Genomic DNA, 22,502 nt, shown 5'->3' with positions numbered 1-22,502 from the left:
TGTGCTTTAATGGCGTGTTATGGCCCGAGATCATTCACCGGAAAGACCATGAGAAAACTTGCTGCGGCGCTCGCGCTGCCCATGTTCATCGCTGCTTGCGGGCAATTTCACAACGAAGACGCGGGACAGCCCGAAGTCGAAAAATCGTCGACTGACAACAAGGTGAACAGCATCGTGCAATGTATCGCCGACGAAGCGAAGAAGCACGACGCCAAGTTCCAGCAAACCGCCATTCCGCAAGGCGCGATGCTCGAATTCGGCGATTCCAACGTCATCAAGATCCGCTACGACAACGGCGAAACCACGTATCGCTACTATCCGGGCGTGCGTCACGCATCGAACTTGTGGATCGAAGGCGCGGGCAAGAAATGCGCGCCGTCGGACCCGACCAGCCAAGACACGCCACAGAAATAAGCACGGAATCATGCGCTCGACCAAAGCCATCAGCGCCGTCGAACGGCTCAAGACGCGCACCGGCAACGCGCAGTACGCCGCCGTCTCGATGCCCGGCGGCCTCTTCTACCTCGTCGAGCGCACCGCCGCCGGCTCGACGAAACTCTCCGAACCCATGCCGATGGACGCGTTCGTCGCGTTCGTGAACGCCCGCGACCCCGCCAAGCCGCGCAAAGTCAGCAAGTTCGACCTCGCGCTGGAAGAGCAGATCGGCCGCAGCGGCCGGAAATCGTCCGCCGGGCAAGAAGAATAAGCGCTCCTTTAACTCCTCCGACTTAGCGGCGCGCCGCGCTGCAACATCGAAAGCCGCGCCCGGCTCTCACGTGAATGTGCGATGACAGACGGAGCCTATAGGCCCCCGTTGCGTACATTTTTGATAACGATCGTGTCTGTTGATAACAGGCAACGATCGGTCATCCGAAGAGAAGAGCAAGGGCCACCCGCGACAGCTTCCAAAAAAATGCGTGGGTGAACGGGGTGCCTGGGCAGCGCGCGATCCATCGACCGGATCATGCGCCGCACGGCCGAGAGGAAGACCAGATGAAAAAGAAGAATAGCGAGACCAAGGGCAGCCTGCTGCCCTCGGCGATGGCGGACGTCGAACTTCAGCATATCGAGCGCGCGCTCGCGCAGCTTCGCACGATGCACAACCAATCTTCCGGCACGCTCAACGTCGAGTACTGGCGCGAGCGGCTGACCGCCGTCGTCAAGGGATACGCGCTCGTGCCGGCGCAGAAGCAGCGCGTGGAAGCGCTGCGCATCGCGCTCGACGCCGTCGATGCCGGCCCGCGCGACGGCTCCGGCCGTGGCAGGAGGTCGACCAACAGGCTCTGGGCGAAAGCGGCGTAAAGAACCGCTTTCGCCACTCGCGCTGCGGCGCGATCCCACGTCCGCGCCCGCGGCTCGCATCGAGCCCGAGCGCGCGACGTTCAGGCCGGCCTCACGACTACTCGCCCCACCCGGTTGCGTCGACGCGTTTATCGCGGACGCCAGGCATCGTTCCTGCTCGAAAGATAGTCTTTCGATCACGCCGGGAGCTGCCATGTTCACGCTTCAATTCGACCGTGCGCGCAGCCCGCGCCGCCCCTCGTCCACGCTTTCGAATGCGCTGTTCGCGGGTCTCTTCGCGACGTTCAGCACGGTTGGCGTCGCGCAGATCACGAACGGCAGCGGTTCCGAGCGTCAAGAAGGCCGTCAATCCGATTCGTCGTCACGGACCGAACCGTCCGGCAACGTGATGCAGGAGTCGAACAAGCCGCAATCGAAGGACGCGGCGCAGGGCCGCAGCGCCAAGCCCGCAAAGGATCAGAAGGCGGACGGCGGCGGCGGCTTCGGCAACGGTCTGTACGGCACGGGCGCGGGCAGCAACAAGTAAGCAACTCGTGAAGCCGGGCGGGGTCAGTCCGCACGCGGGCGCGGCGCGTCCGCGATTTCCGGCGCAATGGCCGCATGATTGACGATCGCGACGAGCGACACGCCGCCTATCACGTTGCCGATGAACGTCGGGATGAGGAACACGAGGAAGTAATCGGAGACGCTGGCGGCGTCGATCATTACGGCATAGGCCGCTTCCACCGATCCGGCGATCACATGCGTGAGCTTGCTCACCGCGACCGTGTACGTCACGAGCAAAATGGTCAGAAGACGCGCCGAACGCGCGCTCGGCAGAAGCCACACCATCAACGCGATCAGCCAGCCGGAAAACACGCCGCGCACCACAGTCACGCCGAATTCGGCGGAAAGCGGCGTCATCGCGACTTCGGCGAGCGCATCGGTCACTTCGGGCGAGAACACGCCGCGAATTTGCAGGATGGCCGCGAAGGTCGTCGTGCCGACGAGATTGAAAAACAGCACGATCGCCCAGAGCCGCAGCGTCTTCATCAGCGTCTTGAGATCGCGCCGTGTGAGCACCGGCAGCACCGCCGTCAGCGTGCTTTCCGTGAAAAGCTGCTGCTTGCCGAGAATCACGAAGACGAAGCCGATCGTATAGCCGAAGCTCGACACCAGCCCGCTCCAGCTCGTCTGCGGCAGCGCACTTTCCAGGATGGACTGGACGAGAAACGAAAACCCCATCGACAGGCCGGCGGCAAACGCGGACGCCATCAGCGCGGCGAACGTGCGCTCCATCGCGAGTTCGCCTTCTTCGCGAACGATTTCGTGGATGACGAGCGCATGCGGGGCGGTGTGTTCGGCGGCCTGTTCCTGCTCGGCGCTATCGAGGTTCGGCGAATCCGCGCCCGCGGAGCCCCCTTTGGGCGATGCCGCGGTGTGTGGCTCGTTCATGATCGTTCTCCCTGAGCGCCGCCCGATGCGGAAGTGGATGAGCGGCTGGCGCATCCACACAGCAGGAAGAATGCCCGTGACGCTATCGCGTGACGCCGTGGTCGAGCGCGTCGTAACCGCGCCACTTGTAGATGAGCGCGGACAGCAGCCAGCAGACGGCGAAAATCGCGACGATTCCATAGCCCAGCATGCCGAAGTGCTCGGACATGGCCGCGGCGATGTCCCACAAGCCGCCCTTCAGTTGCAGCCTGTCCGCGATCAGACCGAGCGCCTCGATGCCGCCGACCAGCACCGCGATCAGCACCGACACCAGCGTGACCGTGAGGTTGTAGTAGAGCTTGCGGACCGGTTTCGTGAACGCCCAGCCGTAGGCGCCGGTCATCAGCAGGCTGTCGGCGGTATCGACGAGCGACATGCCCGCCGTGAACAACACCGGAAACACGAGGATCGACCAGACCGGCATGCCGCGCGCGGCCTCGGCGGCGGCAATGCCCATCAGGCCGATTTCGGTTGCGGTATCGAAGCCGAGTCCGAACAAAAAGCCCAGCGGATACATGTGCCAGCTCTTGCCGATCAGCCGGAAAAGCGGCCGCGCCAGACGCGCGAGCGGGCCACCGCCGACGGCGAACATGTCGGCGTCTTCGTTTCGGGAGGCTTCGCCGCGCCGCACGCGCCTGAACGCGCGCCACACGCCGCGCAGCACGAACAGATTCATCGCGGCAATCGCGAACAGAAAGAACGCCGACACCGACGTGCCGATCACGCCGCCAATCTCGCGATATTCGGCGAAGCGTCCTTGCACGGCCATCGCCGTTGCGGCGATCAGCGCGGTGGCCGCGACGACGATCGTCGAGTGCCCGAGCGAAAAAAAGAAGCCGACGAAGTGCGGGCGCCGGCCTTCCTGCATCAGCTTGCGCGTGACGTTGTCGATGGCGGCGATGTGGTCGGCATCGACCGCGTGACGCAATCCGAGCGAATACGCGAGCAGCGAGGTGCCGAGCAGCAGCGGATAGTGCCGGAACGCGACGAGCGCCCACAGCCACGCGAGCAGGTTGAAGACGATCAGCCCCGCGACGAGGCGCGCAGGCCGTGAAGCGGACGCCGGAGCGGAAGCCGGCTGTGAAGCGGGCTTTGAAGCGGGCTCGATCGGTTCGGTCATATGCGCGCGCGCAATGTAACAAAGGGTCTCAGCATACCGTGCGCGGCAATGTGGCCAAAAATCGCTGCGCCGAGAATCGGCTTATTCCGCGCGATGAGAAAAACTTAGCCGGATTCGTTGGTTGGGACGCGCGGGCCGCGCCGCTACGATGGCGCTTCGCTCATCGCCCCCGATCCGAAGTCCGCCATGCCCCGTTATCTCGACGACGCCCAGCGCCAGGAACTGCAAGCCCAACGTTCGACGTGGCGCTGGCGCTGTGAATGGCCGACGTGGACGGTCATCGTCGCGGTGTACGGCGGATGGTTCGGCGTGGCGCTCAATGCGCGCACGCTCGGCCTCGCGCCGACGATCATCCTGCTCGCAGTGCTGTCGTGCTGGTACATGTCGCTGCAGCACGAGTTGATGCACGGGCACCCGACGCGCTGGCCGCTCGTCAACATGCTCTTCGGGCTGGCGCCGCTCGCGGTGTGGTTTCCGTACGCGGTGTATCGCGATTCGCATCTGCGCCATCACGACGACGCCCATCTCACCGAACCCGGCCGCGATCCTGAAAGTTATTACGTGACGCCGGAGCAGTGGGCGAACGCGGGCGCGGTATTGCGCGCCGCGCTGGCCGCGCGCAATACGTTTGTCGGGCGCGTGCTGATCGGGCCCTGGTTTGCGATTGCGGCATCGTGGCGTGAAGCCGTGCAGGCCGTCGCTGAGCGGCGCTGGGGAATCGTCGCGAGCTGGGTCGTGCATGTCGCGGCGCTCGTCGCGCTGGCGCAATCGCTCGAGGCGCGCTGCGGCATTCCGTGGCGCGCGTTCGTGTTCGGCGTCGGTTATGCGTCGCTGGCGCTGGCGTCGGTGCGCTCGTTTCAGGAGCATCGCGCAGCCGAGCGGGCGCGCGAACGCACGGTCGTCAACGAGGCCGCATGGCCGTGGCGTCTGCTCTTTTTGAACAACAACTATCACGCTGTGCATCACGATCTGCCCGGCGTGCCGTGGTTCGCCCTCGGCGACATCTACGCGCGCCGGCGCGACGCCTATCGTGCGAGCAACGGCGGCTTCGTCGTGCGCGGATACGGCGAATGGGCGAGCCGCCACGCGCTGACGCAGGCGGCGGATGCGGTGCATCCGTTCACGGGTCCGCGCGAAATGGACGGGCCGAACGGCGAACTCGCCCTCGCCCGACGCCGCCTCGCAGGCTGACGCACCGCGCTGTACGATGCGTGGTCGCCCCGCCCCTTATTGACGATGCACTGGATCGCCGCCCTGCCGATGTACAACGTCACGCCCGCGCTCGCCGACGACTGGCGTGCGCTGCTCGAACGCGTCCGGACGAATCTCGCGGTGTGGCTCGATGCGCGCGGCGACACGCTCGATTTCGTCGATCCGGGGCCGGATCTCACCGCGTTCTGGCTGCGTGACGACGTGCTGCTGTCGCAGACGTGCGGCTATCCGCTCGTGCACGCGCTCGCGGGACGCGTTCGACTCGTCGCGGCGCCCGAATTCGACGTATCCGGCTGCGAGGACGCCACGTACCACAGCGTGATCGTCACGGGCGCGCAGACCGGGGCGCATTCGATCGACGCGTGCCGCAGCCTGCGCGCCGCCTATAACGCCGACGATTCCAACAGCGGCATGAACCTCTTGCGCCACGCCGTGGCGCCCTTTTCCCGCGACGGACGCTTTTTCGCGTCGGTGAGCGCAACCGGTTCGCATCTCGCGTCGCTGCGCGCGCTCGTCGAAGGGCGCGCGGATGTCGCGGCGATCGATTGCGTCACCTTCGCGTTCGTGCGGACGCATTTGCCGGAATTGGCGGCCGGGGTGCGCATCATCGGCGTCACGGCGAGCGCGGGCGCCCTGCCGTTCATCGCGTCCGCGCGCGTGCCGGACGACGCGCTCGACACGCTATTTAACGCGCTCGCCGACGCGTCGACGCAGAACCCGGCGCTGATGCAGCGGCTTCGGCTCAAGGGCTTCGCCCGACGCACGCCGGCCGATTACGCGTCGATCCTCGACTACGAACGCGACGCCACCGCGCGCGGCTATCCGCGGCTCGCCTGACTTCGACGCGCCATCCGTTCCGGCAGACTTGCGGGAGTTTCGGCACAATCGGTTTTTTAGCGCATGGCCCGGTGCCCGCACGCTTTGCGGGCCGCCACGCTTTCGGAAAGCCGCAATGATCCCCTTCTCGCTCCTCGACCTTTCTCCGGTTCCGCAAGGCTCGACTCCCGCCGATGCCTTCGCCCATTCCCTCGATCTCGCCCGGCATGCCGAACGCTGGGGCTACCTGCGCTACTGGCTCGCCGAGCATCACAACATGACAGGCATCGCCAGTGCGGCGACCGCGGTCGTGATCGGCCATATCGCGGCGGGCACGAAGACGATCCGCGTCGGCTCGGGCGGCATCATGCTGCCCAATCACGCGCCGCTCGTGATCGCCGAGCAGTTCGGCACGCTCGCGTCGCTGTTTCCGGGACGGATCGACCTCGGGCTCGGACGCGCGCCCGGCACCGACCAGACCACCGCACGGGCGCTCCGTCGCGATCTGCAAGGCAGCGCGGAATCGTTCCCCGACGATGTCGTCGAACTTCAACGCTATTTCGCCGATCCGGTCGAAGGCCAGCGCGTGCGCGCGGTCCCCGGCGCCGGGCTGCACGTACCGGTGTGGCTGCTCGGTTCGTCGCTCTTTTCCGCGCAACTGGCGGCCGCGCTCGGTTTGCCGTTCGCGTTCGCGTCGCATTTCGCGCCGGATTATCTGCTGACCGCGCTGCAGGTTTATCGCGCACAGTTCCGCCCGTCGGCGACGCTGAAAAAGCCGTACGCGATGGTCGGCGTGAACGTCTTCGCCGCCGATACCGCCGACGAAGCGCGCTTTCTTTTCACGTCGCTGCAACAGCAATTCATCAATCTGCGACGAGGAACACCGGGCCAGTTGCCGCCGCCGACGCACTCGATCGCGTGGTCGGAAGCCGAGCGCGCCGGAGTCGAGCATTCGCTCGCGTGCTCCGTGGTCGGCGATCCCGCCGACGTGGAAGCCGGCTTGCGCTCGGTGATCGAGCAGACGCAGGCGGACGAGCTGATCGTCACCGCGCAGATCTTCGATCATCAGAAGCGCCTGCGCTCGTTCGAGCTGGCAAGCCAGGCCCGCGACGCCATCGGCCAAAGCGCCTGACGCGGCCCGCCGCGCTGCCGGAAACCGCCGCGCTAGACGCGCGCGGTTTTGACAGGCAATAATGGGACACCCGAGGGCGCCGCATGCGGCGCCTTTCGCGGCCTTTTTCAAAGCCCTGCCTGGAATAGCGTCGAGCGTGCCCGAACTTCGTGCACGCAGGCATTCGGCGCGGTGAAACAACTACAACGACGTCGAAAGACGGGAGGAAGAATGTCAATGCCGAGAAGCGCCGTCAGTGGTGCCATGACGCTTTTGACTGAATATGACGATGCCGGCGGACAAGAAGTACGTTCGCTGCGCCTCGAACCCGCCGCGGACGGCAAAGCCGTTCTGCTGATCGAAATCGACGAGCGCAAACCCGGCATTCACCGCGAAGTGCGTTATGAAATTACGCCGGCGGAACTGATTGCCGCCATTCGGGCTCACGGCGCGGAATTACCGGGTGAACAACATGGTCGTTAAAACGATTTAATAGTTGCCGTAAGGAGCATACAATACAGCCGTCAAGCCGGTTCCGGCGGCCGCGCGGTTCGGGCGCCTGCACCCTCGCTTTCGGCGGTTCGTCGCTCTCCGCCGTGGCTTTCCGCGCGCACGCTTTTCGCGCGTCCGTCACGGGGATGTCCGAGCGGGCGAACGTTCGCATTTGGGGCAAATGCCGGTGTTAAAGGCAAAGCGCCATCGGCGAATTAATCGATTGTGCGGTAAATACACTAATTGACGCGGTGCAAACACTGCGCCACGCTTCGAAAAACACCTATATCCGAGTCATCGAGCCGCCCCGGTCCGCGCGGGGTTTCGGTTCGTCTTCTGATAATCAAAAAGCTGAATCAGGAAAGCCGTGGACGAAAGAAAGCGAGACAGCATCATTGCGTATTTGCGCAGCCGAATGGCTGAGTTCGGCATAACGGAAGGAGCGTTGGCTGAATCACTGGCCGATGCGCCGGTGGTCAAGCCGCCGCCCTCCTTCACCAGGACCAACGGGGCTCATGGCGCCAAGGCAGCGCGGCCGATGCCGCAATTGCCTTCCATGCCGCATTCCGGCGGCAACGCCGTGCCGATATTCCGCAACGCAAGCGGCGATACATGGGACGGACTCGGCGATATGCCCGAGTGGCTCAAACGCGCGGTTCACGCCGGTCAGGACATCGAGTTCTATCGCGTTTGAGTTGCGTTTGAGTTGCGTTCTAGGCGCCGTCGACACATGCCGCGAGGTCGCATCACACACGCGTTCCGGCGCGAGTGCGCACTGCCGCGCGCCCGATCCGGCTCGCCACAAGACAGACCGAAACAGACGCGCGCACCATTGCGCGCGGCGTATCATCCGCACGCCTCTTGACTGCCAACAGACCGCTTTCATAGACAATTCACAGCGATTAATCAAGATCAAAAAATTTTAGGCAATGGTTACCCATCGCTGCTGAAAACGTTTATTGGTATATCTCGAAAGGCCGGCTCGCTCACATCGGCCGCGCATCGACCTCACTTCAGGCACGCCCGATCAAGTCCCGCCGTCTCCACTCGACAAGGGGGCACGCATGAACGCATACGGACGCCGCAACGTTGGTTTCGACGCAAAAATGCATGACCCGAGACGAGGACGAGCGCCGGCGCTTGCCGGTCCGCACCGCCGTGCATGACGCTTCGGACGATCTCATGTAATCCGAACGATCGACTCACGCGTCATGCTCTCTCGTCCCGACTCCCTTCCGAGCGTCATGCGGCGCATGACAGCCGGCCGCATGCTGCTCGACGGTGCGTCGGTGGAAGCGGTCGCCGAGGCGTTGCATCTGTCGTTGCAGACGGTGAAGCGCTACAAGGCCATCGTCTCCGAAGGCGGGCTCGATGCGCTCGCGAAGATGGGCGTGGGCGGGCGTGCGTCGGTGCTGGATCGCGATGCGCTCGACTGGATCGCCGCGGCCTTGCAAGGCTCCGCGCGCGAGCACGGTTTCGAGAGCGACACGTGGACCAATGCGCGTCTGCGCGAGTTGATCGAACGGCGTTACGGCGTGCGTTATTCGCGCGTCTATGTCTGGCAGATCGCGACCAATCTCGGGCTCGGGCATCTGCTGTCGAAATCGCGCCGCTGAAGCGCGGCCGATGCTTCGTTGAAATGTTTTTTGCACACAAGGAGATACCGCATGTTTCGCTCCTCTTCTGTTCGGTCGCATCGTTCGCGCGTGATGTCGTCGTGCGCGGTGCTGGCGTTGACGTGGCTCGCCGTGCCGCAGGGCGCGGGCGCGCAGGACGCCGCATCGGCTCCGACGGCGCGCGGCGCGGCGATGGTCGCGCGCGTGCAGGCGCGCGTGGTCGGCATCGATCCCGCGAGCAATAGCGTGACGCTGCAGGGATCCGGCGGGCGCATCGCGGAAGTGGCGGTGAATCCGGAAGTCGGCGACGTCAAAAAGCTCCGGCTCGGCGATACGGTGAACATCGACTATCGCAATGCGCTGCTCGTGCGTGCGACCAAGGTCAAGTCGACGGGCATACGCGAGCGCGTCGATACCGAGGCGACGGTGCCGGCTTCGGGCGGCGTGATGGCGCAGGCGCGCGTCGTCGAGGTGATCGGCACGATCGAGCGCGTCGACACGAAGAACCGGCACGTGACCTTGCGCGGCCCGAACCACACGGTGACGCTCGATGTAGCGCCGGATGTGTCCTTAGCCGGCATCAAGGCAGGCGACATGGTGCAGGCGCGCTTCGAATCCGCGACGGCGGTGCAGGTGTTGCGGGACGGGCAGCCGATTAAATAGATGGCGAAGTGAAGCGAGGACGGAATTTGCAGAGAGCCTATTGCGTGATCGAGATGGCAAACAGCCTACAAGCCCCTTGATTTCGATGCCGGCCGCCTCGGCGAAATTCGCTTCGCAGAATGCAATGTTGTCCAGACGCTTGCTGTAGGAGTTGTCTAGCGCCTCTTCGCCCCGCTCACCAGCGTGCTCGTTAGAATCGGCTGCTGACCAGTTTGGCGGCGGGATCCAACAGGCTGCAATGAAAGTGTAACCTCATCGGCCTCTAAGTCAGTGCGCCTATGCGCTGGGCCGGGGGAGGCGCCCCGGCCCGCGTTTTTCGGACGCTCGCTCGATAGCGGACGTCGAACTGAAGCGTCAATTCAGGACTGTTTAAAGATCGTCATCGAGTATGACTGACAATTCAGAAGAGAGATCCCCCGGATAAACTTGGACGGGCGGCAAGGGGACCCCGTAGTATGACTGAACCATTTGGATATCGGTGTCGCTCAGCTTTACGGTATTACTGACACTTCCCTTACGGAAGAAATCGCTGCAATAGTTCATTATGGAAGCGCCGTCCCAGGCGCCTATCAGTGTGTCGCCAGAAGGCCCCTGCGGTGCGTCTTTACAAGTGGCGGGCGTATCGGGTCGGTTTTGCTCGTGTGAAAAACCCAGAGCGTGACCGAATTCATGCACCGCGGTTAGGGCAACGCAATAGTCATGCGTTTGTGCGTCTCTCTGACAAAATGAAGGACTGTAATTATCAAATGTGAAGTTTAGGACTACACCCCCGACACGATTGTTCAGCAGTAGGCCAAGGTTAGTGACCATCGGATTAACATCTTTGACCGTAATCCGGACCCGCTGCGATCTTGACGTCGAGCAAATCCCCCAATCGTTGAACCGGACACGCGAAGCGGCCTCCCACGTTGAAGCTATGCTTTTGCGGACCGTTTCACGATCACCTGCGGTTGCCGCAAACTGAGCGTCTGACATGTCCCAGCATACGTCGATGTCCCAACTCGGCCATATCGCCGTAGACAGAACGTAGCCTTTACCAGTAGCGTTTGGTACCTGCGTAGCCTTACTATCGTCCGTTGGACTTTCGTTTCCACCGCAAGCTGCTAACAACACCGCTGCAGTCAACAATGTAGCAATGGTTTTTAAAATATTCATGCAATGCTTTGGTTGAGGGGGTTGCTGAAGGACATTCGCGCCTGCCGCAAAAAATTTGCGATCGTCAGAAAAAGACCTTAGCGAGCGTCTAAATTATTTCATTAAGCGCACGGGTCGACGCGCATCTCTTGCAAGCACGCCTCTAAATAAGAAAACTAATCGTTATCACAAAATCATTTATCGATTTGATACGCGGCAATTTACCCGTCGAACAAGCATTCGATGTGATTAGATTAATCCGACGGGAAGCGGCATCATCGCCGCTTCGAGATATTGATCTGCAATGACGTATCACAGATCAGCACGATAACTGTTAGGTTTGCTCAGCGAGTGATCCAAACACGCGACAGATCTCTGCGTACCGCGCCCGACGGATTGCATGCGACGCTATCAGCCGCAAACGTTACTACCACGTTTTTGTCACTTGCTATTGCGGTTAGGACTGCGGCGTAGGCATATTTAAGACTACTATTTGAAGAAGGCATGTACGCAGCCGGCGCGCGATCAGTTACAAGAAGCAGTTCGCCATCAACCATGACCGTACTAAGAACTTTCGCCGTACATTCGGTCACCGCGAAGGAATATGAGCAGCTGAGGGACAGCGACAAAAGAAGAATAGCTTTCTTAATCATTATTTTTGTGTTAGTCAGAAATAGCCAAGATAAGTACCATGACACGGATACTTAATATATTAATTAGTATTCCTTATCAACTAATGAGCTGATATATAGAAGTCTACCGCAAACCCTTTCTTTCATCTATCTTTCGTAATTTAGAGGAAGATTTTTTACATACTCGAATCCCATGGGTTTCACTTCCAATACTTTTCCGTTCCTTAGCCGTACATCCTTGGCAGCCACTCGCGCTACGTGCGTGCACAGCGCCAGTGGAGCGCGTTGAATGTCTGCGAGGTGAACCCTTTCTCCGTTAGTCCATTTAATCCTCTGCTCTTCTGATTTTCGGAATCCCCGAGATAGGTAGCTTTTCGAGCCCGTCGATCAGAATGGTTCCGGCGCGGAACGATTACGCAGCCGCTACATCCGGCCTACTACGGCACCGAATAAAAAAGCGGAACGCCCCGAAGGGCGTTCCGCTTTTCTCTCACGCTTTCTCTCAGGTTCCGCGCGATTTTCTCGCGTCAGATCGCGTCAGAAATTGAAGTTGTCGATGTTGGCCGAGTCGAAGGTTGTCGGCGGGCCGAGGATGACTTCGCCGCTCTTGCCCACCGTGCGCTTGCCGAGCTTGCCGGCATCGAACGAATCGCCTTCCTTGCCCGTGATCGTGCCCGACGCGAGATTGGCCGCCGCGAACGCCGCCAGATAGCCCAGCTGACCCGGATCCCACAACTGGAACGCCTTGACCGTGCCGTTCTTCACGAACGAGCGCATCTGGTTCGGCGTGCCGAGCCCCGTCACCACGACCTTGCCCTTCGCCGGCGAACTCGAGATATAACGCGCCGCCGCCGCGATCCCGACCGATGTCGGCGCAACGATGCCCTTCAGGTTCGGATAAGCCTGCAGCAAGCCCTGCGTCTCGACGAACGACTTCTGATCGTCGTCGTTGCCGTAGGCGATCTTCACGAGCTTCATCTTCGAATACTCGGGCTTCTTCAGTTCCTCCTGCATCCACTTGATCCACGTGTTCTGATTCGTCGCGTTGGGCGTGGCGGAGAGAATCGCGAACTCGCCCTCGCCGCCGATCAGCTTCGACAGCAACTGAATCTGTCCGCGCCCGATCGCTTCCGAATCGGCCTGGTTCACGAAGATCTGCCGTCCGTCCGGCGCGGTGTCGGAGTCGAACGTGACGACCTTGATGCCCTGCGACATCGCCTTCTTGAGATACGGCACGACCGCGTTGGCGTCGTTCGCCGCGATCACGATGGCGTTCTGACGCTGCGTGATGAGCGTGTTGATATAGCTCACCTGCGACGACGCGCCCGCATCCGACGGCCCGACCACTTTGCCGTCGCCCTTCATTTCCTTGATTGCCGCCATGCCGCCGTCGTCGGCGATCACTTCGTACGGGTTGTTGATCTGCTTCGGCAGAAACGCGATTTTGAGGCCGCTCTTGATGTCGGCGGCGCTTGCTGTCAGCGCGACCGTCGCGGCGAGAAAGGCCGCAGCCAGCGCCGGGCCGCGCGGGAATCGGATAGGGTTTTTCATGTCGTAAAGTCTCCTGTCATTTGCGCGCGGGCTTCGTCGTGCGAACCCTTGCGCTGGTTATCAACGAGCACGGCAAATCATCGAGCTTGAGGCTGCGCCATCAGGCGCTTTTCGCGCGCCGCCCGCCCGCGCGCGACGAGATTCGGAATCAGCACCGACGAGAGCAGCAGCGCGCCCGTCACGATGGTGAGCGTTTCGCTCGATACGTCCGCAAGCGTCAGCGCATTGCGCAACACGCCGATGATCACGAGCGACAGCAGCACGCCGATCATCGAGCCGCGTCCGCCGAAAATGCTCACGCCGCCGAACAGCACCGCCGCGATCACGGACAACTCGAAGCCTTCGCCGTTGTCGCCGCGCGCGCTCGTGAAGCGCAGCGTGTAGACGATGCCCGCGAGCGCCGCCATCGCGCCCGACATCATGAAGAGCTTCAACTTGGTCTTCGCCACGTCGATGCCGGAGAATTGCGCGGCTGTCGGATTCGCGCCGATCGCAAAGAGGCTGCGGCCGAACGGCGTCGCCTGCAACAGCACCGTGAAGACGATCGCGCCCGCGATCACGAGCGCGAACGGCATCGGCAGAAACGTATTGGCGATGGTGTCGATGCCGAACGCCGTGTACGACGCCGGAAAATCCGCGATAGCCTGATCGCCGAGCAGCACATACGCGAGCCCGCGAAACAGCGCGAGCGTGCCGATGGTCACCGCAAGCGACGGCAAGTTGAAGCGCACGATCACAAGCCCGTTGAGCAGGCCCGCAAGCGTGCCGAACACGAGCACCAGCGCGATCACGAGCGGCATCGGCAAGCCCATGTGCCAGAGCACGCCCATCAGCGCACTCGATGCGCCCAGCACCGACGCCACCGAAAGATCGATTTCCGCTGCAATGATGATGAGCGTCATCGGCAACGCGATCAGCGCGATTTCGGTGAAATCGGCGAGCATGTTCGAGATATTCGACGTCGAGAGAAACAGCGGCGACAGCACGCGGCCGCCCGCGAGCGAGACGACGAGCACGATGGCGAGCATCGCTTCCCATTGCAGATGGCGGCGCTTGCTCGTGGACAGAGCGGAATCGGGTTTAGCCATGATCGCGTTTCCTCATCATGCGGCGCGCGACCGAGCGCGCGAGCAACGTATCGAGCGTGATCGCCGCGACGATCAGCGCGCCTTGAATCGCCTGCTGCCAGAACGGCGACACGCGCAGCACCACCAGCGCAATGTTGATGACGCCGAGCACGAGCGCGCCGAGCGTTGCGCCCGCAATCGTGCCGACGCCGCCCGTGATCGCGACGCTGCCGACCACCGCCGCCGCGACCACTTGCAGTTCGATGCCCTTCGCCGTGCTCGCATCGACGGTGCCGAAGCGCGCGAGCCACAGCACGCCCGCGAGACCCGCGATCGCGCCGGACAGCGCGAAGCCGATCATCACGCGGCGATCCACGCGAATGCCCGCGAGCCGCGCCGCCTCCGGATTCGAGCCGATCGCGTAATGCTCGCGTCCGCCGCGATACTGCTTCAGATACACCGACAGCGCGATCAGCACAACCAGCGCAATCAGCACGAGATTCGGCACACCGAGGAGCGAACCCGTCGCGATGAATGCGAACGCGTCGGGCAGGCTCGTTGCGTTGATCTGGCCGCCGTGGACCCACGCGTAATCCGCGCCGCGCACGATATAGAGCGTCGATAACGTGGCGACGAGCGATGGCACGCGCCCGAACGTGACGAGTGCGCCGTTCACCGCGCCGATCGCGAGTCCGATGCCTAAGCCCGCGAGCATCGCGACGATCACCGGCATGTGCGGGAACATCACGAAGAGGCTGCCGACCGCATACGCGCTCACGCCGACCACCGACGCCACGGAGAGATCGATATGCCGCATCAGCATCACGATAGTCATGCCCGCCGTCAGCAAGCCGATGATCGAGACGTTGAGCAGCACGTCGCGCAGGTTCTGGAGATTGAGGAAGTCGGGCTTGACCGCGGCCGTCGCGCCAACGAGCACGATGAGCACGATGAAAAGCGTGAGCTCGCGACTCTTCGCAATCGTTACCGCGAGGCTCTCGCGTTTCGTTTCGGCGGCAGGCAGAGCGGGCATGGCGGGAGAATGTCGTGTCATCATGCTGCGCGTCCCAGTGCTTGTGGTGACGCGCCCAATGCGGCGCTCATCACCCGTTCCTCGTTCGCATCGGCGCGGGCGATATCCGCGCTGATACGGCCTTCGTGCATCACGAGCACGCGGTCCGCCATGCCGAGCACTTCGGGCAGTTCGCTCGATATCATCAGCACGGCCATGCCTTCCTTCACGAGTTCCGCGAGCGTGCGATACACCTCGGCTTTCGCGCCCACGTCGATGCCGCGCGTGGGCTCGTCGATGATCAGCACCTTCGGATTCGTCGCGAGCCATTTGCCGAGCACGACCTTCTGCTGATTGCCGCCCGAGAGCGTGCCGACGGGCGCATCGAGATCGCCGGCCTTGAGCCGCAGGCGGCGGCCCCAATCGGCGGCGAGCGTGGCTTCGCTGCGCGACGAGATGAGTCCGTGCCGCACCAGACGCCCGAGCACCGTCAGCGACGCATTACGCGCAATACTCAGCTCCAGCGCCAGTCCCTGCGCGCGGCGATCTTCCGGCACGAGCGCAAGACCCGCGCGCACGGCGGCCGCCGGATGACCCAATGCGAGCTTCTTGCCCGCGATCTTTACTTCGCCGCCATCGACCGGATCGATGCCGAAAATCGCCCGCGCGACTTCGCTGCGTCCCGCGCCGACCAGACCCGCCAGCGCGACGATCTCGCCCGCGCGCACATCGAACGAGATGTTCTTGAACACGCCTTCGCGCGTGAGATTGCGCACCGAAAGACGCACGTCGCCGGGCGTCACTTCGGCTTTCGGATAGAACGTGTCGAGATCGCGGCCGACCATGCGGCTCACGATGGCATCGATGGTCATGTCGGCGGTCAGCGCGTCGTAGACTTTCATGCCGTCGCGCATGATCGTCGTGCGCTGCGTCAGCGCGAACACTTCGTCGAGACGGTGCGTGATGAAGAGAATCGCCACATCGCGTTCGCGCAACGCGCGCACGATCGCGAAGAGGCGCTCCACTTCCGGCAGCGACAACGCGGCGGTCGGCTCGTCCATGATGAGCACGTTCGCATCGAGCGACAGCGCCTTGGCAATCTCCACTACCTGTTGATCCGCAATCGACAAGCCGCGCACGAGCCGTTGCGCGCGCAGATTCACGCCGAGCGACGCGAGCAAGGCATCGACTTCGCGATGCATCTCATCGTAGCGAATGCGCCCGAAGCGGTCGCGCGGCTGCCGTCCCATGTAGATGTTCTCGGCAATCGAGAGATCCGCGAACAGCGTCGGCTCCTGATAGATGACGGCGATACCCGCATCGCGCGCTTCGGCGGGATTGGCGAAGCGGCGCGCGACGCCTTCCACGAGCAGTTCGCCCGAATCGGGCTGATAGACGCCCGCGAGCAGTTTCACGAGCGTCGATTTGCCCGCGCCGTTCTCGCCGAGCAGCGCATGCACTTCGCCCGGAAAGAGTTGCAGGCTGCCGTCGCCGAGCGCGCGCACGCGGCCGAACGACTTGCTGGCGTGCCTGAGTTCGAGTCTTGGCGTCATGTTCATTCCTTTAGATGCGATAGATGCGCTCGGCGTTGCGCACGAACAGCGCGTCCTTCTCGCCGTCGCTGGCATCGCTCACGATGTGCGCATACGCGTTCCACAGCGCCGTGTATGTGCCGAAAAGCCGGTCCACCGGAAAGTTCGACGCGAACATCGCGCGCTCGCAGCCGAACGTATCGATGGTTTCATGCACGTAAGGACGCAGGCTCTCGATGGTCCACGCGTGATCGAACATCGCGAAGCCGCTCAGCTTCACCGCGACGTTCGGGCACGCGGCCAGCATACGCATGCCGTCGCGCCACGCGCGATAACCTTGCGTCGCATTGCGATCGACGAACATGCCCGCGTGATTCACGATGAACTGCGTATCCGCATGTTCGCGCGCGAGCTGCGCCGCCTCTTCCATCTGCGACGGATAAAGCTGCAAGTCGAACGACATGCCAAAGCGCTTGAGCAACCCGAAGTGCTTGCGCCATTGCGGCTCGCGCATGTAGTGACGGCCGACATAGTCGTACAGCTTGTTTTCGTGCACGTTGAGAATCTGGCGGATGCCGCGCGTGTTCGCGAACGCCGCGTGCGCTTCGAGCACGGCGGGCGCGTTATCCGCCGACAAATCCGCACCCGCGACGATGCCGTTCGGCATGCCGCGCACGGCGCCATCGGCGATGCCTTGCAGCCAGCGCGTTTCCTCGACCGGATCGGCGGGATCGTGATTCGCGTCGACATGCACGATCTTCAGCACTTCGATGTCTTGCGCATCGCGCAGCAGATCGGCGAGCAGATAGTCGTGCTTCAGCTTGCGCGCATCGCCGACGAACGATGTCTGCGGGTTCGCGAGCCAGGGGTAATGATGCGTGGACAGATCCCACAAGTGGATATGCGGATCGACGACCTGCATGGTTGCGCTCCTCGCGAAAGCGGCGACGTTTCAGGGAAGATGAAAGACCGGCACGAGCGGCACCGCGACGGGCGCGTTGTCTCCGCGCGCCGCATGGGTCTCCATCAGCTCGGCCATGTAGTCCCACCATTGGCGCATGACGGGCAGCGCCGGCAGCGCGTCGGTGGTATGCGTTTCCGTGCGCTGGTAACTGGCGAACAAATAGCCGGTCGACTCGTCGAGAAAGATCCGGTAGTCGCGGATGCCCGCGGCGCGCAACGCATCGGCCAGTTCGGGCCAGATTTCGCGATGACGTCGCTCGTATTCCTCGCGCATGCCCGGCTTCAGGGTCATGCGAAATGCCACTGTCTCCATGGCGGACCGCCTCGTTTTGATTAGTGAATCCCTGTCTACGGGACTCGTTATGCTGCGACTATAATTCGCCGACCGATAACACGACAATCCGAAAGCAGGATTGGCCGATCGCAAAAACGTATCGCTGCGCCGTATCATCGCGCGGTTCAACGCGGGCTGTCGAATGAAGCAGAACACGTCCCACAGTGTGTCGCCGAGCGTTTCGCCGAATACGCTGATCAATCGCCTGAAGTTCAAGCATCTCGCGCTGCTGGTCGCGCTCGACGATGCGCGCAACCTGCATCAAGCCGCCGAAGCGATCAACGTCGCGCAGCCGAGCGCGAGCCGCATGCTGGCGGATATCGAAGAGGCGTTCGGCTTTCTGCTGTTCGAACGCAACGCACGCGGCATGCAGCCGACGCCGCTCGGCACGGCGGCGCTCGCGTACGCGCGCCGCTCGCTGGCGGATCTCACACGCTTCGCCGACGACCTCGACGCCAAACGCCGAGGCGGCCACGGCCAACTGACGGTCGGCGCGATCATGGGCGCCGCGCCCGATGTGCTGGCGATGGCCGTCACCGAGCTCAAGTCCGAGCGGCCCTTGCTGAACGTGCGCATTCTCGGCGAGACGAGCGATCAGGTCGTGCAGTTGCTGCATCGCCGCGAAGTCGATCTCGCGCTCGGACGGCTCACCACGCCGCTGCAGCACAACGATTTCGATTTCGAACCGCTCGCGCGCGAAGCGATGCGCCTCGTGGTGCGCGCGGGGCATCCGCTCGCTGAGAAGACCGCGCTCGCGCTGGATATGCTCGTCGGCTGGCCGTGGATTCTGCAGCCGATCACGAGTCCCGCGCGCGGTCTCTTCGAGGACGAACTCGCGCGCGCAGGGTTGACGACGCCCAGCGATATCGTCGAATGCGCGTCGATCTTCGCGACGCTGCAACTGCTGCAAAACAGCGACGCCGTCGCGATGCTGCCGGAATCCGTCGTGCGCGATTATCTGCGCGCGCAATTGCTGATCGAACTGCCGATCGAGATCGGCAAGAGCCTGTCGGGCTTCGGCTTGCTGCGCCGCAAGTTCGAAACGCTGAGCGAGCCCGCCGAATACTTCATCGCGCTGTTGCGCAAGTATTCGGCGCTCTCGCATTGAGCGCGCGTTACTGAAGATTGACGAAGAGACCGCCATCCACCAGCAGCGATGCGCCCGTCACATAGCGCGCACGTTCGGAAGCGAGGAACACGACGCATTGCGCGACGTCGTCGGGTGCGCCGAGACGGCCGAGCGGGATGCGCTTTTCCATATACGCGCGCTTGTCGGGGTTGGCGAGATCGTCGGCGTTGAGATCGGTCGCGATGGTGCCGGGCATCACCGAATTGCAGCGGATGCCGTACGGTCCGAGCGCGATCGCGCAGGACTGCATCAGCGAATGGACGCCCGCCTTCGTCGGCGTGTAGTGCGTCTGCATGCCGCCGCCGACGAGCGCGCTGATCGAACTCGTCGCCACGATTGCGCCGCCCGTGCCCTGCGCCTTCATCTGATTGGCGACGGCCTGCGTCACGTAGAACGCGCCGTTCAGATTGACGGCGACCGTGGTCTCATAGACCGAAGGCGGCATGTCGAGAAACGCGTGAAACGGGCAAATGCCCGCGTTGCTCGACAGCACGTCCACGCGGCCGAACGCCTGCACCGTGCGTCGCACCAGTTCGATGCCGGTCTCGTGCAGCGCCACATTGCCTTCGACAGCAATTGCGCGCCGCCCGAGCGCCTCGATCTCGGCGACGATCGATTCGACCGCCGATTCCTTGCCGTACGATTTGTCGTTGTCGCCCCAGTAGTTGATGGCGACGTCCGCGCCTTCGCGTGCGCTCGCAAGCGCGATCGCCCGGCCGATACCGCGCGAGCCGCCCGTGACCACGACGACCTTGTTTTCCAGCAGCATGCGTGTGTCCTCCGTGCCGATAGGTATCAGTGCGTGTAAGGCCGCGTGAGCGTGCACTCGGGGTTCAGCCGCACGCCGAAGCCCGGCGTTTCCGGCACCTTCATGCGGCCGTTCACGGGCACGGGTTCGTCGAGCAAGAGCGGCGTGAACATCGGCACGACCTGATCGGCTTTGGGCGCCATCATCAGGAACTCGGCGAACGGCGAGTTGTGACGCGTCACGACGAAGTGATAGCTATACACCGACGACCCGTGCGGCACGACGAGCACATTGTGCGCGTCCGCGAGCGCCGAAATCTTGATGAGCTCCGTGATGCCGCCGCACCAGCCGACGTCCGGCTGCACGAGATCCGCGCAGCCCATCTCGAACAGCATGCGAAAGCCCCAGCGTGTCGCTTCGTGCTCGCCGGTCGTCACCATCATGCCGCCGGGCACCGAGCGGCGCAGTTCGGCATAGCCCCAATAGTCGTCCGGCGGCAATGCTTCCTCGATCCACTTGAGGCCGTAATCGCGCGCCGCGTTCGCGAGGCGCTTCGCGTAGTTGAGGTCGAGACTCATCCAGCAGTCGAACATCAGCCAGAAATCGTCGCCGACTTTCGAGCGCATATCCGCGAGCTTGGCGATATTCTTCGCGAGCCCTTCCTCGCCTTCGGCCGGGCCATGCTGCAAGGGCATCTTGCCGCCGATAAAGCCCATCTCCTTGGCGAGATCCGGCCGCGCGCCGGTCGCGTAGAACTGGAGTTCGTCGCGCACGGGGCCGCCGAGCAACTGGAACACCGGCTCCTTGCGCACCTTCGCGAGCAGGTCCCACAGCGCGAGATCGACGCCCGAGATCGCGTTCAGCACGATGCCCTTGCGCCCGTAGTAAAGCGTCGCGTTGAACATCTGATCCCACATCTTTTCGATGTCGGTCACGCGCTGTCCCTCGACGAAGCGCGCCAGATGCTTCTCGACGATGAACGCGCCGATCTCGCCGCCCGTCGTCACGGCAAAGCCGACGGTGCCGTCGCTCGCCTCGATCTCGACGACGAGCGAGCCGAGCACGTTCAGCCCGAACGACTGGCGGCTCTGGCGGTATTCGGGATAGCGGGACATCGGCGTCGAGATATGGTCGTCGATCCAGTGATCGGCGCCCTGGTCGTGATAATCGGCGCCGCCGCCGCGAACGGTAAAGGCACGCACCTGGCGAATCGTGGGCATGGACATCTTGGGCTCCAAATGGTTGGCTTTGTTGTTCAGGACGCCTTCGCAGGCTTGGCCGCGGCGTCTGCAATGGGTCGAGCGTCGCCGCCTTCGGGCACGCGCACGAGCGCGACAATGACCAGCGCCGCAAGCACGGCAGCGCCCGCGAGCACCATGAGTCCGGCGCTCGTCGAATGGAAGGCGGCTTCGGCGGCGGTGCGGGCCATCGGCGCAAAAAAGCCGCCGAGTCCGCCGAGCGAGTTGATCAGCGCGATGCCGGCCGCGGCGGCCGCGCCCGTCAGATAGCGTGTCGGAAAGGTCCAGAAAAGCGGTTGCGCGGCGATGAAACCGCTCGCGGCACAGCACAGCGCGATCAGCGAAACGACCGGCGCGTTCGCGAGGCCCGACACCGCGATCGCGACACCCGACATCACGAGGAGCGCGACGGCGCAAACGCGGTGCTTGCCGGTGCGATCGGCGTAACGCGGAACGATCCACGTCACGATGACGGCCGCGATCCACGGCAACGCCGTCACGAGCCCGACGCGCAAGCCCACTTTCGTGCCGAGCAGCGCCGACACCTGTTGCGGCAGATAAAAAACGACGCCGTACACCGCCGCCTGAATCAGGAAGTAGACGCAGCACAGCACCAGCACGCGCGGATCGACCAGCGCCGCCAGCACGCTGCGCGGACCGTGCGAAGTCGCGGCGCGCGCGTCGTCGGTGAGGCGCGCGACGAGCAGCGCGCGTTGTTCGTGCGTGAGCCAGCGGGCTTTCGCGGGATCGTCGTCGAGATACCAGAACGCCCACACGCCGACGATCGACGCCATCAGCCCTTCGATCAGAAACAACCACTGCCAGCCCTTGAAGCCGAGCGCGCCGTGCAGATCGAGCAACAAGCCGGACAGCGGCGCGCCGAAGATGAACGCGAGCGGTGCGCCGAAATAGAACACGCCGAGCGCGCGCGCCCGCGACGATTGCGGAAACCAGCGCGTCAGGTAATAGACGATGCCCGGGAAGAACCCCGCCTCCGCCACGCCGAGCAGAAAGCGCAGCACGTAGAACGTGGTTGCGGAATGTGCGAAGGCCATCGCCGCCGAGACGAGACCCCACGTCACCATGATGCGGCACATCCACAACTTCGCGCCGACGCGATGCAACAGCAGGTTGCTCGGCACTTCGAACAGCGCATAGCCGATAAAAAACACGCCCGCGCCGAACGCGAACGCGGCGTTCGTGAGGCCGGTGTCCTGCTGCAGCGCCTTCTGCGCGAAACCGATGTTCGCGCGATCGAGAAACGCGAGCACGTACATGAGCAGCAGAAACGGCAACAGGCGGCGCATCACGCGGGACGTGACGGCGCCTTCCGCGCTTGCGGATCGATTCATGTGTG

The 22,502-nt window shown here is 63.2% G+C and carries 23 protein-coding genes; 12 read left to right on the top strand and 11 right to left on the bottom strand.

All coding sequences use genetic code 11. The annotated features are described in order from the left end of the window. The first annotated feature begins 48 nt into the window (after positions 1-48). The 4 genes from BRPE64_RS16850 (at position 49) to BRPE64_RS16835 (ending at position 1,828) form a co-directional block, all read left to right on the top strand. Positions 49-414: a hypothetical protein gene (locus BRPE64_RS16850; protein ID WP_016354683.1), complete on the top strand. Its 366-nt coding sequence runs from the start codon at positions 49-51 to the stop codon at positions 412-414. A gap of 10 nt (positions 415-424) precedes the next feature. Next, on the top strand, positions 425-706 hold the full coding sequence (locus tag BRPE64_RS16845) for a hypothetical protein (RefSeq protein ID WP_016354682.1): 282 nt from the start codon (positions 425-427) through the stop codon (positions 704-706). Positions 707-993: 287 nt separating this feature from the next. Continuing rightward, positions 994-1,302: a hypothetical protein gene (locus tag BRPE64_RS16840; RefSeq protein WP_016354681.1), complete on the top strand. Its 309-nt coding sequence runs from the start codon at positions 994-996 to the stop codon at positions 1,300-1,302. A gap of 193 nt (positions 1,303-1,495) precedes the next feature. Next, a complete protein-coding gene (locus BRPE64_RS16835; RefSeq protein ID WP_016354680.1) occupies positions 1,496-1,828 on the top strand; it encodes a hypothetical protein in 333 nt (110 codons plus the stop codon). 23 nt (positions 1,829-1,851) lie between these two features. Here the strand turns inward: BRPE64_RS16835 and BRPE64_RS16830 are convergent, their stop codons facing one another. After that, positions 1,852-2,736 carry a formate/nitrite transporter family protein gene (locus BRPE64_RS16830; RefSeq protein WP_044042349.1) on the bottom strand — a complete coding sequence of 295 codons (885 nt, stop codon included), beginning with the start codon at positions 2,734-2,736 and terminating at the stop codon, positions 1,852-1,854. An 82-nt stretch (positions 2,737-2,818) separates the two neighbouring features. Beyond that, positions 2,819-3,895, bottom strand: coding sequence for a HoxN/HupN/NixA family nickel/cobalt transporter (locus tag BRPE64_RS16825; protein WP_016354678.1), 1,077 nt, complete (start codon positions 3,893-3,895; stop codon positions 2,819-2,821). Positions 3,896-4,081: 186 nt separating this feature from the next. Between BRPE64_RS16825 and BRPE64_RS16820 the strand changes: the two genes are divergently transcribed. The 7 genes from BRPE64_RS16820 to BRPE64_RS16790 all read left to right on the top strand — a co-directional run bounded on the left by BRPE64_RS16820 (position 4,082) and on the right by BRPE64_RS16790 (position 9,805). After that, entirely contained in the window at positions 4,082-5,086 is a 1,005-nt protein-coding gene (locus BRPE64_RS16820) for a fatty acid desaturase (RefSeq protein ID WP_084675771.1), read from the top strand. 45 nt (positions 5,087-5,131) lie between these two features. Then, positions 5,132-5,944, top strand: coding sequence for a phosphate/phosphite/phosphonate ABC transporter substrate-binding protein (locus BRPE64_RS16815; protein WP_016354676.1), 813 nt, complete (start codon positions 5,132-5,134; stop codon positions 5,942-5,944). Between the two features lie 115 nt (positions 5,945-6,059). Then, positions 6,060-7,055 (top strand): luciferase-like monooxygenase, encoded by a 996-nt coding sequence (locus BRPE64_RS16810; RefSeq protein ID WP_016354675.1) that lies wholly within the window; start codon positions 6,060-6,062, stop codon positions 7,053-7,055. A 216-nt stretch (positions 7,056-7,271) separates the two neighbouring features. Continuing rightward, the gene (locus BRPE64_RS16805) at positions 7,272-7,517 is read left to right on the top strand and encodes a hypothetical protein (RefSeq protein ID WP_044042348.1); all 246 of its coding nucleotides are present in this window, start codon (positions 7,272-7,274) and stop codon (positions 7,515-7,517) included. Between the two features lie 376 nt (positions 7,518-7,893). Then, complete coding sequence (locus tag BRPE64_RS16800) at positions 7,894-8,220, top strand: H-NS family nucleoid-associated regulatory protein (RefSeq protein WP_044042347.1); 327 nt, start codon at positions 7,894-7,896, stop codon at positions 8,218-8,220. A 550-nt stretch (positions 8,221-8,770) separates the two neighbouring features. Beyond that, complete coding sequence (locus BRPE64_RS16795) at positions 8,771-9,142, top strand: helix-turn-helix domain-containing protein (protein ID WP_016354672.1); 372 nt, start codon at positions 8,771-8,773, stop codon at positions 9,140-9,142. A 51-nt stretch (positions 9,143-9,193) separates the two neighbouring features. Then, a complete protein-coding gene (locus BRPE64_RS16790) occupies positions 9,194-9,805 on the top strand; it encodes a hypothetical protein (RefSeq protein WP_044042342.1) in 612 nt (203 codons plus the stop codon). A gap of 2,303 nt (positions 9,806-12,108) precedes the next feature. On the opposite strand, the gene rhaS is transcribed toward BRPE64_RS16790, so the two are convergent. The 6 genes from rhaS to BRPE64_RS16760 all read right to left on the bottom strand — a co-directional run bounded on the left by rhaS (position 12,109) and on the right by BRPE64_RS16760 (position 18,009). Beyond that, positions 12,109-13,122: a rhamnose ABC transporter substrate-binding protein gene (gene rhaS / locus BRPE64_RS16785; protein ID WP_016354670.1), complete on the bottom strand. Its 1,014-nt coding sequence runs from the start codon at positions 13,120-13,122 to the stop codon at positions 12,109-12,111. Between the two features lie 77 nt (positions 13,123-13,199). Then, positions 13,200-14,210, bottom strand: coding sequence for an ABC transporter permease (locus BRPE64_RS16780; protein WP_016354669.1), 1,011 nt, complete (start codon positions 14,208-14,210; stop codon positions 13,200-13,202). Continuing rightward, on the bottom strand, positions 14,203-15,243 hold the full coding sequence (locus BRPE64_RS16775) for an ABC transporter permease (RefSeq protein WP_044042726.1): 1,041 nt from the start codon (positions 15,241-15,243) through the stop codon (positions 14,203-14,205). The genes BRPE64_RS16780 and BRPE64_RS16775 overlap by 8 nt, the downstream gene beginning before the upstream one ends. Continuing rightward, positions 15,243-16,760, bottom strand: a complete 1,518-nt coding sequence (locus tag BRPE64_RS16770; protein WP_016354667.1) for a sugar ABC transporter ATP-binding protein — start codon at positions 16,758-16,760, stop codon at positions 15,243-15,245. Before BRPE64_RS16770 ends, BRPE64_RS16775 begins: the two co-directional genes overlap by 1 nt. Positions 16,761-16,764: 4 nt before the next feature. Next, positions 16,765-17,655, bottom strand: a complete 891-nt coding sequence (locus BRPE64_RS16765; RefSeq protein ID WP_016354666.1) for an amidohydrolase family protein — start codon at positions 17,653-17,655, stop codon at positions 16,765-16,767. A 30-nt stretch (positions 17,656-17,685) separates the two neighbouring features. Then, positions 17,686-18,009 (bottom strand): L-rhamnose mutarotase, encoded by a 324-nt coding sequence (locus BRPE64_RS16760; protein WP_044042340.1) that lies wholly within the window; start codon positions 18,007-18,009, stop codon positions 17,686-17,688. Positions 18,010-18,172: 163 nt separating this feature from the next. On the opposite strand from BRPE64_RS16760, the gene BRPE64_RS16755 reads away from it, so the two are divergent. Beyond that, positions 18,173-19,138 (top strand): LysR family transcriptional regulator, encoded by a 966-nt coding sequence (locus tag BRPE64_RS16755; RefSeq protein WP_144063427.1) that lies wholly within the window; start codon positions 18,173-18,175, stop codon positions 19,136-19,138. A 7-nt stretch (positions 19,139-19,145) separates the two neighbouring features. On the opposite strand, the gene BRPE64_RS16750 is transcribed toward BRPE64_RS16755, so the two are convergent. From BRPE64_RS16750 to BRPE64_RS16740, 3 genes are read right to left on the bottom strand one after another with little or no spacing between them, the layout of a single operon-like run. Next, entirely contained in the window at positions 19,146-19,928 is a 783-nt protein-coding gene (locus BRPE64_RS16750) for an SDR family NAD(P)-dependent oxidoreductase (protein ID WP_016354663.1), read from the bottom strand. Between the two features lie 26 nt (positions 19,929-19,954). Next, complete coding sequence (gene rhmD / locus BRPE64_RS16745) at positions 19,955-21,133, bottom strand: L-rhamnonate dehydratase (RefSeq protein WP_016354662.1); 1,179 nt, start codon at positions 21,131-21,133, stop codon at positions 19,955-19,957. Between the two features lie 29 nt (positions 21,134-21,162). Beyond that, positions 21,163-22,497: an MFS transporter gene (locus BRPE64_RS16740; RefSeq protein WP_016354661.1), complete on the bottom strand. Its 1,335-nt coding sequence runs from the start codon at positions 22,495-22,497 to the stop codon at positions 21,163-21,165. Positions 22,498-22,502 lie beyond the last annotated feature (5 nt).

It is taken from the genome of Caballeronia insecticola, from assembly GCF_000402035.1.
Taxonomy (GTDB): Bacteria; Pseudomonadota; Gammaproteobacteria; order Burkholderiales; family Burkholderiaceae; genus Caballeronia; species Caballeronia insecticola.
The sequence above is the reverse complement of the archived record's forward strand: the minus strand, read 5'-3'. Positions and strand labels throughout refer to the sequence as shown.